This is a genomic window from Limosilactobacillus pontis DSM 8475 (genome assembly GCF_001435345.1).
In the GTDB taxonomy this organism is placed as follows: domain Bacteria; phylum Bacillota; class Bacilli; order Lactobacillales; family Lactobacillaceae; genus Limosilactobacillus; species Limosilactobacillus pontis.
This window is the reverse complement of record NZ_AZGO01000037.1, coordinates 1-14,753: the sequence shown is the minus strand read 5'-3', so window position 1 is coordinate 14,753 and position 14,753 is coordinate 1. Positions and strand designations below refer to the sequence as shown.

Genomic DNA, 14,753 nt, shown 5'->3' with positions numbered 1-14,753 from the left:
TAGGTAAAAGAAAAGCATGCTGTAACCCAGAACTGAGTTGCAACATGCTTTTGTCGTTGATTAGTAACCCTGGTGGAGATCTTCAACCTCGGGGACTTCAAACCCCTTCTTGGTTAGGCGCTTAACGACCTTCTCCATCTTCTCGTGGCTAACGTCGGCCGGCAGGGTAAAGAGAATCTGCTTGACCGCGGAGTGCTGGGGGTCAAAGGAGAGGACGTTGACGATCTGGCAGTAGCGGGTGATCTCCTTGGTGGCGGTCATCAAAGCGCCCCGTTCGTCAGGGGCCACCACCGTCAGCACGTAGCTACCGTTATTGACGTTCCAGCCCTCGGCCAGGACCCGGAGTAAGCTGTTGTGGGTCAGGATCCCGTAGAACTGGTTATTCTCATCGAGGACAGCGATGTAGGGGAGGTCCCGAATGGCGAAGAAGACCGAGAAGAAGGCTGACTTGATGGAGACAAACTTGGTAGCGTTCTTGAGCAGGGCCGTTACCGGTAGGTTCATGTCACCATTACGAGACTTATGGCGGTAGAGGTGCATCTTATAAATATTGCCCCGGAAGATCTTGCCAGATTCGTCCAGGACCGGTACACAGCGGTAGCCGGTGTTCTCCAGCACCGTCAGTGCCTCGGCAAGAGTGGCCGTCTCGGGCAGAGTCGTCAGGGTGTCCTTTTTCTTGATGAGTGAACTAAAAATCATGGTACTATTCCTCTGTTTCGTTTCTAAGTGCACTAAACATCATAACACAGTTTAGCATGGATATGAGAAAACAATGAGAATGAATTAATAATTACTTCCGGTGGGGCATGATTGTTTTCACTTTGAGTCGGCAAGCGTATAATATGTAGCGGATACAATGCTGGACGGGGTTGATCCCCGTGCGGCCTTTTTGCATTTTCGATACTGAAGGGATGGAGAATACTTATGAAGATGATTGTTGGTTTGGGAAACATCGGGACCCGCTACGACGAGACACGGCATAACACCGGCTTCATGGTCGTGGACCAGCTGGCCCGGGACTACCACCTGGGGGCCTTTAGCCACCTCAAGCAGGAGGCGGTCGCGGTCAGCGGTGTGATCAACGGGACGAAGGTAATGCTGGTCAAGCCGACCACCTTCATGAATGACTCTGGTCGGGCAGTCGGGCCGCTGGTTGACTACTACGGTCTCGACCTCAATGACCTGGTGATCGTCAACGATGACCTTGATATGCCGGTTGGTCAGATCCGTCTGAAGACCCACGGGGCCTCGGGTGGCCACAATGGCCTGAAGAGCATCATCAATGCCCTAGGGACCAAGCAGTTCAACCGGGTCAAGCTCGGTATTGACCACCCCCAGCACGGGACGGTGGTCAGTCACGTCCTGGGTAAGTTTACCAAAGAGGAACGTTCCCAGTTTGACGCGGCCGTTGAGCAGGCAGAACACGCTCTGGAGGACTGGCTCGGTGGTGAGAATTTTGCCCAATTGATGAACGATTACAACTAGGTAGCCATGATTGAAGAGAGGAGTGAATGAACGTGCAGCTTGCGGACTTTATTGAGAAGACGCCCGCTTTCAAGAAGATTATCTCCCAGCTGAAGCCCACCACGCGTCAGCTGATCACTGGCATCTCAGGTTCGGCGCGGGCACTCCTTTTAGCGGCGCTCCAAGACAAGCGGTCCCACCCACTACTGGTGGTGACCGACAACATGGCTCACATGCAGGAGCTGGCCGATGATTTGGGAGGGCTGGTTGACGCGGACCGGGTTCTCCAGTTTCCGGTCGAGGAGGTGTTGGCAGCCGAGGTGGCCACTAGTTCACCTAACTATCGTCTTCAACGAGTCCAATCTTTGGCGGCGCTGGCAAAGCAGGACAACGCCATTGTGGTAACGACAACAGCCGGCCTACGACGCAACGTGGTTTCTCCGCAGTTCTTCACCCAGGCAACTCTGACGGTCAAGGCGGGGGGCGAATTGGATCCCCAGCAGGCTCGCGACCAGCTGAGCGCGATGGGCTACCAGCTCCAGAAGATGGTCCTGCGTCCCGGTGACTTTGCGATTCGTGGTTCGATCATCGATGTCTACGCCCTGAACACGACCGACCCGGTCCGGATTGACCTCTTTGACACCGAGGTTGACTCACTGCGTTACTTTGACGCCAGCACCCAGCGAAGCATTAAGAATGTTGACGAGGTAGAGATCCTACCCGCCACCGACTTTATCCTGCCACCGGATGAGTTTGACCGGGTCAGCCAGGCGGTGAGAGACCAGTACCACCAGCTGACGTCCCAGCTGACCGACACGGATGACGATATCCGTCAGCAGGTCGATAACCGTTTTAAGCCGATGCTGGCGGCGTTACAACAAGGCCGATTGACCAATGACCTCCAGGAGTTCAGCAACCTGGTCTACCCAACCGCTCACTCCCTGCTTGACTACCTGCCCGAAGACGGGGTGGCCTACTTTGACGACCTCGGCCGAATCAAGGAGGCGGCCAAGCAGCAGGCGGCTGAGGACCGGTCCTGGCTGGCCGATAAGGTGAAGTACCACCAGCTGGTGACGGTATCGACCCTGAGCAACGACCTGGATCAACTGATCAAGGCTGAACATCACGCCCAGCTTTACGGGGCCCTCTTCAAGAAGGGGATGGGCAACCTGCGTTTCACCCAGCTGGTCGAACTAACTACCAGGCCGATGCAGCGCTTCTTTGGCCAGATGCCTCTACTCAAGACGGAGCTCCAGCGCTGGGTTGACCAGGGGCAGACTGTGGTCCTGATGGCCAACAGTAAGGCCCGTCGCGACCAAATTGCCCGGACCCTCCATGACTTCGGTATTACGGCGACCGAAACGGGGGTCAGTGACCTGAAGACCAATACGGTGCAGCTGGTGGCGGCCAACCTGAACAACGGTTTTGAGATGCCGGCAGGGGGCCTGGTGGTCATTACCGAGGGTGAGATGTTCAAGCAGGTGACCAAGCGGCGCCACCGCCCCCAGAAGTTAGCCAACGCGGAACGGCTCAAGAGCTATACCGACCTCAAGCCGGGAGACTACGTTGTCCACGTCAACCACGGGATCGGGATCTTCAGCGGGATTCGAACGATGGAGGTCGATGGCGTCCACCAGGACTACATGGTGATCAACTATCGCAACAATGCCCAGATCTTCGTACCGGTGACCCAGCTGAACCTGGTTCAGAAATACGTCTCGTCCGAATCAAAGACGCCTCGGATCAACCGACTCGGCGGCAATGAATGGGCAAAGACCAAGCGGCGGGTGGCCTCCAAGGTCGAGGACATCGCCGACGAATTGGTTGACCTCTACTCCAAGCGGGAGACGGCTAAGGGCCATGCCTTTCCGGCAGACGACTACCTACAAAAGCAGTTTGATGCCAACTTCCCCTATACAGAGACCCGCGACCAATTACGCAGTATTAACGAGATCAAGCAGGACATGGAAAAATCAAAGCCGATGGACCGCTTGCTGGTCGGGGATGTCGGCTACGGTAAGACCGAGGTGGCAATGCGCGCCATCTTCAAGGCGGTTGCCGGTGGTAAGCAGGTGGCCTTCCTGGTACCGACGACTGTCCTGGCCCAGCAGCACTATGACACCATGACTAAGCGTTTTGCGGGATTCCCGATCAAGATCGCCCTGATGTCACGATTTAAGACCAATAAGGAGCTCAAGGAGACCGATGCCGAGCTGGCTGCTGGCAAGGTCGATGTCGTCGTCGGTACCCACCGGATCCTCTCCAAGGACGTCCGTTTTAAGGACCTCGGCTTGGTGATCGTCGACGAAGAGCAACGTTTCGGGGTCAAGCATAAGGAACGACTCAAGGAACTGAAGAATAACGTCGACGTTTTGACCCTGACGGCAACCCCGATCCCACGGACCCTCCACATGTCGATGCTGGGGGTCCGGGACCTCTCCGTCCTGGAAACCCCACCGGCCGGCCGTTTTCCGATCCAGACTTACGTGATGGGGCAAAACGACGGCGCCATCCGTGACGGGATCATGCGGGAGATGCAGCGGGGCGGCCAGGTCTACTACCTACACAACCGGGTCAGCGACATCGAGGAGACGGTTGCCAAACTCAAGGAACTCGTTCCCGAGGCCGCTATCGGCTACATCAACGGCCAGATGAGTGAAAACGAGCTGGAGACGGTCCTGTACGAGTTTATCCAGGGCAACTACGACGTCCTGGTGACGACTTCAATCATCGAGACGGGGGTGGATATCCCTAACGTCAACACCCTTTTCGTGGAAAACGCGGACCGGATGGGGCTAGCCCAACTCTACCAGATTCGGGGACGGATCGGCCGGAGCAACCGGGTCGCCTACGCCTACTTCATGTATCAGCCGAACAAGGTGCTCACCGAGCTGGGTGAGAAACGGCTGGCGGCGATTCGGGACTTCACCGAGCTCGGCTCTGGTTTCAAGATTGCGATGCGGGACCTGGCAATTCGTGGCGCCGGTAACCTACTCGGTAAGCAGCAGCACGGCTTTATCGACTCGGTTGGTTACGACCTCTACTCGGCAATGCTGAGCGACGCAGTGGCCAAGAAGCAGGGGAAGAAGGCCAAACCAACTGCCGATGCCGAGGTCGAACTGGGTGTTGAGGCCTACTTACCAGACAGCTACATTGACGACCAGCAGCAGAAAATCGAGTTGTACAAGACCATCCGTCAAGCGGGTGACGATAGCGAGTTACTGGACATTCAGGGTGACCTGATCGACCGCTTTGGCGACTACCCAACCGCGGTCGGCAACCTTCTCTTGATTAGTAAGTTGAAGCGGCGGGCGGACCTGGCCCTGATTGCCCAGATCAAGCGACAGCGCGATAACATCATGATCACCTTTAGCCTCAAGGGAAGCCACATGGTCAAGGCGGCGGACATTATCAAGCAGCTAGCCAAGACCCACTTCAAGGCCACCCTGGGTGAGCGTGACCAGCAGCTGACCGTCCGGCTGGTGATCCAGCCGAAGATGACGACCAGCGACTGGCTCAACCAGTTGCTAAAACTGGTCGGGGGCCTGGCTGACGTCATCCAAAACAACCATCAAGCAGCAGAGAAAATGGAGGATTAACAAATGCGATTAGATAAGTTCTTAAAGGTTTCACGGATCATCAAGCGACGGTCAATTGCCAAGGAGATTGCTGACCAGGGCCGGATCCTGGTCAATGATCGACCGGCTAAGTCGTCAACCAAGGTGGTAACCGGCGATACCCTGACGATCAAGTTCGGCAACAAGACCGAGGTGGTCAAGATCAACCGGATCGTCGAGACTACCAAGAAGAGTGAGGCCGAAGACATGTATGAGATTATTGACGAAAAGTACGCCGAGAATTTTGACTAGAACTATAAAAAAGTTGATATTTTGTTCGATGAGTTATGGACAAGTGGGCGCTTTCGTTGCTATACTAGGACAAGAATAATATTTTAGAAAGTGAGGGGAATCAATTGAAGAATCGTAAAGTTGTTCGGCTTGAGACTCCTCACGCCCAGCAGATGAGCATGGATCGTGCGGCCCGCCGTCGCGTCCACATCCGCCGTTGTAAACGGATTGTGGCGGTTTTTGCCATCATCTTCTTGTTCCTGGGATTCCAGATCGTGCGTAGCCGTCACTCACTGGCTAAGGTCAACGCCAGCATTCGGCAGACACAGACCCAGCTGGCGGCACAGAAGGCCAAGGGTCGGGACCTCAACCAGCAGGTCAAGCAGCTACACGATCCTGAGTATATCCAGCAGGTAATTCGCTCCAAGTACAATTATTCCAAGAAGGGCGAAACGGTTTATAATCTGAATGATTAATGAGCATCGCGCGGGTTATGGTCGAAAGATCAAATCCGCACGATTTTTAGCTTGATTTAGCATTGATAATGGTTCAAACTAGACTTGTTTGTATAAATATGTATGGTATACTCATTACAAAATAATTAGATGATTCGAGGAGGATCTTAGAGTTTCATGGCAATTGAAGTGGGAGCAAAGGTTTCAGGTAAGGTTTCAGGAATTACAAACTTTGGTGCGTTCGTTGACCTGGACGACAACCAGACGGGACTGGTGCACATCAGTCAAATTTCTGATAAGTACATTAAAGACATCCACGACGTCCTGTCGGTGGGCGACACGGTGACGGTCAAGGTTACCCGGATTGGTGACGATGGTAAGATCGCCCTTTCAATGAAGGCGGCGGCCCCCCACGAGCACCATGAAGGCCATGAACACGGTCACTTCGATCATCGTCAACACGGCGAGGGACATCATTTCCACCACGAGCGCAACAACGACTTCCGTGGCCATCATGATAGCCACCGGGGCGGCTTCAATGGTGGTCGTCACCACGGTGGTCACCAGCACGAGAACTTCGACGACATGCTAGCCGGTTACTTAAAGGAAAGTGAATCCCGCCTGTCCACGCTGAAGCGCCAGAAGGATGGTAAGCGTGGCGGTCGTGGCGGCCGGCGGAGCTAACATGACCGAGACAATTCGTAAACAATTTGAGCGGCACCTCAGGCGGGGCCGCTTTTTTGCTAGGTGCGACCTGGTGGTGGTAGCCGTCTCCACCGGTGTTGACTCGATGGCCTTGCTTGACCTCCTTCAAAACCTGCCTGCGGACCTGCGTCCCCGCCTGCTGGTTGCCCACGTCAACCACGAGTTGCGGGCCCAGAGTACGGTTGAGGAGGCCTACCTGCGTGAATATTGTCACCAGCACGACCTGCCCCTGGTGGTGGCCCACTGGCCGGTGGCAGATCATCCCGCTCACGGGGTGGAGAACGCCGCCCGCCGGTTTCGCTACGCCTTCTTCAAACAGCTGATGCACCAGCGCGGAGCGACGGTGGTGGTGACGGCCCACCACGCCAACGACCTTGCTGAGACGATGCTGATGAAGCTAACCCGGGGCGGACGGCTTGACCAGCTGGTCGGCATTCGTGATCAGCGGCCCCTGGGGACGGGGCGACTAATCCGGCCCCTGCTGGTCTTTACCAAGGACGAGCTCTATCATTATGCCCGCCAGCGGGGACTGAAGTGGTATGAGGACCAGACCAACCAGGAACTGACGGTCACCCGAAACCGTTATCGTCACCGGATCGTGCCGGCCTTAGAGGAGGAGAACCCTCGCCTGCTTGACCACCTTCTTGACTACCGGGATCAATTGAATGACCTGCTAAAATGGCGGGACCAGGAACTTAACCGCCTCCTTGACACCATCCAGGAGGGGCCTTGTCTTGATTTACCCGCCCTCCTGCGCCTGCCGAAGTTCCAGCAGGAAGCGGTGCTGCGTCGCTGGTTGGAGGGCGCCGGGGTCCCCAATCTAAAGGCGGCCCTGGTGACCCAGCTCTGTTCGGCCCTGGCCAATCCCCAGAAACCGCAGGACCGGCTCACCCTACCAAGCGGGTGGATCCTGGTCAAGGACTATGATAGCTGCTGGTTGGAAAATAACGATAAATTCCCGGACCAAGGGCAAAAAGGGATGGTGGATATGGTAAAATTGGGCCAACAATACCCAATCGACGATCACCGTCATCTGATGGTGACCACTACACCCGACCAATTCGGTACCGCGGACTGGGTGACGGAGATGTGGCTGGATCCGCAGCAGTTACCGCTAACCCTACGGCCCTGGCAGCCTGGTGACCGCCTTCGCCTTAAGGGGGGCGGCCACCAGCCGGTCCGTCGGGTGCTGATCGATCAGAAGGTACCAACCGCCGCCCGCGAGCGTCAGCTGGTCCTGGTTGATGCCGAGGGAACGGTGGCCTGGCTGGTCGATCGCAAGTGGAGCTGGTTTGACCGGCCCCGTGATTATCGTCAACACTGGCAGCAATTGTTCATTGGGATTACAAAGTTAAAGAGGAGAAAGCGTTATGAATAACGATATCGAAAAGGTCCTGTTCACTAAGGAAGATATTGAGGCCGCCACGGACCGCCTGGCCAAGCAGTTATCGGATGAGTACCGTGACAAGCGGCCACTGATCATCTCAGTCCTGACCGGGGCGGTCCTGTTCACCGTCGACATGATCGAGAAGATGGACATCATGGCCCAGCTTGACTTCATTGACATCTCGACCTATTTTGGCGGTGCCCAGTCTACCGGGCAGCTGACCTTGATCCACGACCTGACGACCGACGTCAAGGACCGCAACGTCCTGATCATGGAGGACATCGTTGACAGTGGTCACACCCTCAAGTTCTTGATTGACCTGTTGAAGGAACGGGGCGCCAAGAGCATCAAGGCGGTGTCGATGATGGACAAGCCCGAGGGTCGGCAGTACGACGTGGCCGTTGACTACTACGGGGTTCGGGTTCCTAACGAGTTCTTGGTCGGCTACGGGCTTGACTACAAGGGCTACTACCGCAACCTGCCATACATCGGGATCTTAAAGCCGTCTGTTTACCAGGAAGACTAGTGATTTGGATACCCGCTTAATTAATGGTCAATATTTGTCAAGTATGCTATTATAGTGGGTACAATTATTAAAATTGATGCTGGTAGTTAGGAGGTTGTTATGAACAACAATCGTAGAAACAATAATTTCACTCATAACGTTCTCTTCTACGCCGTGATGTTCTTGTGCATCATGGGGATCGTCTACTTCTTCTTCGGTGGTAACCAATCCAACGGGCAGAGCAAGACCGTTTCCCAGAGTGAGTTCATCACCGAGCTGAAGGACAATAAGGTTAAGAGTGTCCAGCTTCAACCAAACGGTGGGGTGTACAAGGTCACTGGAACTTACCGTAAGCCACAGTCCAACAACGCTGATACCACCAACAGCTTTGCATTAGCACCACAACGCAACAACAAGGTTTCACAGTTCCAAAGCTCCGTTCTCGAAAGTGACGTGACGGTTGGCCAGCTGCAAAAGTACGCCAACAAGCACGACGTCAAGCTGACGACCCGGGCCGAGGAATCCAACAGTATTTGGATGAACCTGCTGCTGACGGTACTGCCACTGGTCATCATGATTTTCTTCTTTTACATGATGATGGGCCAAGCCGGCCAAGGTGGCGGCGGTCGTGGGGTGATGAGCTTTGGTAAGACCAAGGCCAAGCCAGCGGACCCGAAGAAGAATAAGGTTCGCTTCTCCGACGTTGCCGGTGAAGAGGAAGAAAAGCAGGAACTGGTTGAGGTTGTCGAATTCCTGAAGAATCCAAAGAAGTTCACCCGTCTTGGGGCCAAGATTCCATCTGGGGTCCTGTTGGAGGGACCTCCGGGTACCGGTAAGACCTTGCTGGCCAAGGCCGTTGCCGGTGAATCCGGCGTACCATTCTTCTCCATCTCCGGTTCGGACTTCGTTGAGATGTTCGTCGGGGTTGGTGCCAGCCGTGTTCGGGACCTGTTTGACCAGGCCAAGAAGGCGGCCCCAGCCATCATCTTCATTGATGAAATTGATGCCATCGGTCGTCGCCGTGGAAACGGCATGGGCGGCGGTAACGACGAACGTGAGCAAACACTGAACCAGTTACTGGTTGAGATGGACGGTTTCCAGGGGGACGAAGGAATTATCGTGATGGCGGCGACGAACCGTTCCGATGTCCTTGACCCTGCCCTCCTGCGGCCAGGTCGTTTTGACCGGAAGATTCTGGTTGGGCGGCCAGACGTCAAGGGCCGTGAAGCGATCCTGCGCGTTCACGCTAAGAATAAGCCAATCGCTCCTGATGTCGACTTGAAGGAAATCGCCAAACAGACGCCTGGCTTTGTCGGGGCCGACCTGGCTAACCTGCTGAACGAAGCGGCCCTGCTGGCGGCGCGACGTGGTAAGAATGAGATCGACGCCTCCGACTTAGACGAAGCTGAGGACCGGGTTATCGCTGGTCCAGCCAAGCACGACCGAGTCGAATCCGCCCAGGAACGGAAGACCGTGGCCTACCACGAGGCGGGTCACACGATCGTTGGCCTGGTCTTAAACGACGCGCGGGTTGTCCACAAGGTGACAATTGTGCCGCGTGGTCGTGCTGGTGGGTACGCCATCATGCTGCCACGTGAGGACGAGATGCTGATGTCTAAGAAGAACGCCAAGGAGCAGATTGCCGGTCTGATGGGTGGTCGTGCGGCTGAAGAGCTGATCTTCAAGTCCCAGTCATCCGGGGCCTCCAATGACTTTGAGCAGGCGACCCAAATCGCCCGGGCCATGGTTACCCAGTATGGGATGAGCGAGAAGATTGGGCCGGTCGAGCTGCAAAGCTCCGGGCAGGTCTTCACCGGTCAGGGTTATGACCAATCACCATACTCTGAGAAGACAGCGGCCTTAGTTGACGAGGAAATTCGGCGGATCTTAAACGAAGGGCATGAACAGGCCCTTCATATCATTGAGACTCACCGCGAACAACACAAGGCGATTGCCGAGGCCTTGCTGAAGTACGAGACCCTGAACGAGAAGGAAATTCTCAGCTTATACAAGACCGGGAAGATCCCCGAAAAGGATCACGCTGCCGAAGATGAGAAGGCCTATGCCCAAACCTTTGAGGAATCCAAGCGGGCACTTGAACGCATGGAGGATGCAAAGCGGGACAGCAAGAATGAATCCACTGACGATTCAACCAAGGATGATCAGCCAGCATCAACTGATGATCACCCGACTGACCAAGGTGGTCATGATGATCAGAGCGATCACAATGATCAAAATGGTCACGACGACTCAGCAGATTCTGATCACCGTGAATAGTAAAATGCTAAAATAGGAGTGAGACATCAAAAACGTGTCGCTCCCATTTTTTGATTTGAGGGGGAAATAATTATGAAGACGACAGATTACTTAGTAAAGAGCATGAGCAAGGACGGTAAGTTCCGGGCCTATGCCGTAAATGCCACCCAACTGGTTGAAAAAGCTCATGAAATCCACGATACCTGGAGTGCGTCCTCTGCGGCGTTGGGCCGGACGATGATCGGGACCCTCCTGCTGGCTACTGCCGGATTGCAGGGTGAAGCGGGGATGACCGTCAAGATCCAGGGTAACGGATCGGTTGGTTACATCGTGGCCGACGGGACGGCCAAGGGGACCGTGAAGGGCTACATGGGCAACCCCCACGTCAACCTGCCAAGCAACGATAAGGGGAAGATCGACTTTGCCGGGGCGGTCGGCACGAAGGGGATCCTGTCTGTCACCAAGATGGCCCCTGGCGATAAGACGCCATACACCGGGGAGGTCAACCTGGTCTCTGGTGAGCTCGGTGACGACTTCACCTACTACCTGGCCCAATCTGAGCAGATTCCATCTGCAGTCGGCCTTTCCGTCTTCGTTAACACCGATGACAGCATTGAGGTGGCCGGTGGCTTCATGATCCAGGTCATGCCAGGTGCCTCTGATGAGGAGATCAGCAAGCTTGAGAAGACGCTGAAGGGGATGCCGCTGGTTTCAGAGATGCTCCGGGATGGTGACACGCCGGAAGACATCCTCCACAAGATGTTCGGTGACGACCTGAAGATCCTCGATAAGATGCCGGTTCGCTACGAGTGCGATTGCTCTAAGCAGCGCTTTGCCCGGGCCCTGGAAAGCATCGCCACCAAGGATCTGAAGAAGCTGATTGATGAGGACCACCATGCCGAGACGGTTTGCCAGTTCTGTGGTAAGAAGTACGAGTTCAGTGAGGACGAGCTCCAGCTGATCTACGACAAGAAGGTTGCCGATGCTGAGGCCGATAAGGAGATCGCCGAGAAGCAGCAGAAGGAAGACAAGGACAAGCCGGACCAGAAGTAGTTGGTTTGGTCTGGCCGGGCAGATGTGCTATGATAGTTTGGTTATCGGACATTAAAAATAAGCGGGCGGTGGCCGGCCAACCCACCGTCTGAGAAGACAATGAGGTGAAAAGATGAAGTGGAAGATCGGTAATGTGGAGATTCCTAACCAGGTGGTGGTTGCCCCGATGGCGGGTGTAACCAACTCGGCCTTTCGGGTGATCTGCAAGGAGTTTGGCGCCGGGTACGTTGTCTGTGAGATGATCTCCGACCGGGGAATCATGTACCACAACAAACGGACACTGAACATGATGAACGTTGACCCGAGCGAGCACCCGATGGGGATTCAGATCTTCGGTGGGACCAAGGAGACCCTGGTGGAGGCTGCCAAGTACGTTGACGAGCATACCGCCGCTGACGTGATCGACATCAATATGGGCTGCCCGGTCAACAAGGTCGTCAAGACTGATGCCGGGGCCCGCTGGCTGCTTGATCCCAACAAGGTTTACGAGATGGTATCCTACGTTACGGATGCCGTCAAGAAGCCGGTGACGGTCAAGATGCGGACCGGTTGGGATTACAAGCACATCTACGCGGTGGAGAACGCTCTAGCGGCCGAACGTGCCGGCGCCAGCGCCATCGCCATGCACGGCCGGACGCGAAAACAGATGTATACGGGACACGCCGATTGGAATATACTAAAAGAAGTAGCTGATCATTTGACGATCCCGTTCATGGCCAACGGTGACATTCGGACACCGGAAGACGCCAAGAAGGTCCTGGATATGACCGGGGCCACCGCCGCGATGATCGGTCGGGCCGCCATGGGGAACCCGTGGATGCTGACGCGGACGGCGCACTACCTGGAGACGGGTGAGCTGCTGCCGGAAGCCACCCCAGCCGAGAAGATCAAGATGGCCAAGGAACACCTGAACCGGCTGATTGACCTCAAGGGTGAGTACGTTGGCGTGCGCGAGTTCCGGGGCCTGTCGACATACTACCTGAAGGGGATTCCCCGTTCTGCCCGGACTAAGGCGGCCCTGGTGGAGGCGGAGACCCGCGACCAGATGAACGAGATCTTTGACCGTTTTGCTGAACAGACGGCGGAGCGGGAAATGAAGCGGGCTGCGCGCAAGCAAGCTCAATAAGAGGAGGAAAATTTTGTGTCACAAGAACTAGATCAAATGCGTGTTCGTCGTGAGAAGATGGAGGAGCTCAAGCAGGCGGGAATTGAACCGTTTGGCCGGCGCTTCAAGCGGGACCACCTAGCCCAGCAGATTCACGATGAATATGACCAATTCGATAAGAAAGAGCTAAACGACAAGGGCGCCATGGTGATCATTGCCGGGCGGATGACCCGGAAGCGGAGCAGCGGTAAGGCTGGTTTTGCGGACTTCGTTGACCGGACCGGAAAGATCCAGGTATACGCACGTAAGGATATGGTGGGTGATGATCAATACCACATCTTCAAGCGGGCGGACATTGGTGATTTCCTCGGTATTGAAGGGGATGTCCTCAAGACCAACTCTGGTGAGCTGACGGTGCGGGCCCATAAGATTACCTTCCTGGCCAAGGCCCTGCGTCCACTGCCAAACAAGTGGGAAGGGGTTACCGACCCGGAGACCATTTATCGGCAGCGGTACCTAGACCTGATCTCCAACCCTGAGAGCTTCAAACGATTCCATCAGCGGACTGCAATCATCAAAGCGGTTCGTAAGTACATGGATGAGCACGGCTTTACCGAAGTTGAGACGCCAATTCTGAACACCCAGGCCGGTGGGGCCAACGCGCGGCCATTTGTTACCCACCATAATGCCTTAGACATCGACATGTACCTGCGGATTGCGACCGAGCTGTACCTGAAGCGCCTGATTGTCGGTGGCTTCGAGCGGGTCTATGAGTTGGGCCGGATCTTCCGAAATGAGGGGATGGACCCTCACCACAACCCTGAGTTTACGACGATGGAAACCTATGCCGCCTACTTTGACTTCCACGACGTCATGGATGAGACCGAGGGGATTGTCAAGGCCGCTGCCAAGGTGGTTTCCGATGATGGGCACGTTAACTGCCAGGGGCACGATATTGACCTGGCAAGTGACTTTAAGCGGATTACGATGGTCGATGCCGTCAAGGAGAAGACGGGGATCGATTTTAGTGACCCAGCTATGACTGACGACGATGCCAAGAAGTTGGCTGACGAACACCATATCGAATACAAGCCGTTCTGGAAGAAGGGCCATATTTTGAGCGCCTTCTTTGATGAGTATGTTGAGAAGACCTTAATCCAGCCAACCTTCGTCTATGAGTTCCCAGTGGAGGTTTCACCACTGGCCAAGCGGAACGCTGATAATCCTGACATGACTGACCGGTTTGAACTCTACGTGGACGGGAGCGAACTGGCCAACGCTTTTAGTGAATTGAACGATCCAATTGACCAGAAGCACCGTTTCGAGATGCAGGCTGAGGAGAAGGCTAACGGAAACGACGAGGCCGAACCAGTCGACCTCGACTATGTTCAAGCGCTGGAATACGGGATGCCGCCAACGGGTGGTCTTGGAATCGGAATTGACCGGCTGATAATGTTGCTGACCGATGCCAAGTCGGTTCGGGACGTGATCCTGTTCCCAACGATGCGGCCGGAAAAGAGTAAGAAGTAAATTTAATCATGAAGAGCTGTGTGACGACTAACCGTTGCGCGGCTCTTTTTCTATTGGGGGGGAGAAGTAACGGCGTATGTTGTGGACGGGTAAAACGTTCTTTGTTAATGTTTCCAGTAAACAACACGGTGTTGCCTGCTAAAAAGTTCAGCTTTGCAAATTTAAAGCAGATTAATTGTAAAATCGGTTGACAATTCACGGGAGAGTCGGTATAGTTATTATCGTTGTCTGAGCGTGATGGCAGTCACTTTGCTGGTGATTACCTTGGTCAGGCAATCCTGACATTTATCTATTCATGTTTGGCTGAAGAACTTGAGAACATATCAAAAATCATTCTTGACTTTGCTTCGTAAAATATGATAAAATATAAATGCTGATTTTAATCAGTATGGTAGACCTTTGAAAACTGAACAAAGTTTTTGACGAACTAAATGTGTAGGGTCTT

At 54.7% G+C, this 14,753-nt stretch carries 12 protein-coding genes; 11 read left to right on the top strand and 1 reads right to left on the bottom strand.

Going from position 1 to position 14,753, the window contains the following annotated elements; all coding sequences use genetic code 11:
* Positions 1-60: 60 nt before the first annotated feature.
* On the bottom strand, positions 61-699 hold the full coding sequence (gene cbpA, locus FD34_RS02255) for a cyclic di-AMP binding protein CbpA (protein ID WP_057806397.1): 639 nt from the start codon (positions 697-699) through the stop codon (positions 61-63).
* A gap of 225 nt (positions 700-924) precedes the next feature.
* Here cbpA and pth point away from each other — a divergent pair, with 225 nt between their 5' ends.
* The 11 genes from pth to lysS all read left to right on the top strand — a co-directional run bounded on the left by pth (position 925) and on the right by lysS (position 14,308).
* Positions 925-1,485 carry an aminoacyl-tRNA hydrolase gene (gene pth, locus FD34_RS02250; RefSeq protein WP_057806395.1) on the top strand — a complete coding sequence of 187 codons (561 nt, stop codon included), beginning with the start codon at positions 925-927 and terminating at the stop codon, positions 1,483-1,485.
* A 26-nt stretch (positions 1,486-1,511) separates the two neighbouring features.
* On the top strand, positions 1,512-5,063 hold the full coding sequence (gene mfd, locus FD34_RS02245; protein WP_191980192.1) for a transcription-repair coupling factor: 3,552 nt from the start codon (positions 1,512-1,514) through the stop codon (positions 5,061-5,063).
* A gap of 3 nt (positions 5,064-5,066) precedes the next feature.
* A complete protein-coding gene (locus FD34_RS02240) occupies positions 5,067-5,333 on the top strand; it encodes an RNA-binding S4 domain-containing protein (RefSeq protein WP_057806391.1) in 267 nt (88 codons plus the stop codon).
* A 104-nt stretch (positions 5,334-5,437) separates the two neighbouring features.
* Positions 5,438-5,788, top strand: a complete 351-nt coding sequence (locus FD34_RS02235) for an FtsB family cell division protein (protein WP_057806388.1) — start codon at positions 5,438-5,440, stop codon at positions 5,786-5,788.
* Positions 5,789-5,944: 156 nt separating this feature from the next.
* Positions 5,945-6,451, top strand: coding sequence for a S1 domain-containing RNA-binding protein (locus FD34_RS02230; RefSeq protein ID WP_057806386.1), 507 nt, complete (start codon positions 5,945-5,947; stop codon positions 6,449-6,451).
* Positions 6,414-7,850 (top strand): tRNA lysidine(34) synthetase TilS, encoded by a 1,437-nt coding sequence (gene tilS, locus FD34_RS02225; RefSeq protein WP_235805966.1) that lies wholly within the window; start codon positions 6,414-6,416, stop codon positions 7,848-7,850. Before FD34_RS02230 ends, tilS begins: the two co-directional genes overlap by 38 nt.
* Entirely contained in the window at positions 7,843-8,385 is a 543-nt protein-coding gene (gene hpt, locus FD34_RS02220; protein WP_057806384.1) for a hypoxanthine phosphoribosyltransferase, read from the top strand. Before tilS ends, hpt begins: the two co-directional genes overlap by 8 nt.
* 99 nt (positions 8,386-8,484) lie before the next feature.
* The gene (gene ftsH / locus FD34_RS02215) at positions 8,485-10,641 is read left to right on the top strand and encodes an ATP-dependent zinc metalloprotease FtsH (protein ID WP_057806382.1); all 2,157 of its coding nucleotides are present in this window, start codon (positions 8,485-8,487) and stop codon (positions 10,639-10,641) included.
* A 72-nt stretch (positions 10,642-10,713) separates the two neighbouring features.
* The gene (hslO, locus tag FD34_RS02210; protein ID WP_057806380.1) at positions 10,714-11,673 is read left to right on the top strand and encodes an Hsp33 family molecular chaperone HslO; all 960 of its coding nucleotides are present in this window, start codon (positions 10,714-10,716) and stop codon (positions 11,671-11,673) included.
* A 112-nt stretch (positions 11,674-11,785) separates the two neighbouring features.
* Positions 11,786-12,799 carry a tRNA dihydrouridine synthase DusB gene (gene dusB / locus FD34_RS02205; protein ID WP_057806378.1) on the top strand — a complete coding sequence of 338 codons (1,014 nt, stop codon included), beginning with the start codon at positions 11,786-11,788 and terminating at the stop codon, positions 12,797-12,799.
* A 15-nt stretch (positions 12,800-12,814) separates the two neighbouring features.
* Positions 12,815-14,308: a lysine--tRNA ligase gene (gene lysS, locus FD34_RS02200; protein WP_057806376.1), complete on the top strand. Its 1,494-nt coding sequence runs from the start codon at positions 12,815-12,817 to the stop codon at positions 14,306-14,308.
* Positions 14,309-14,753 lie beyond the last annotated feature (445 nt).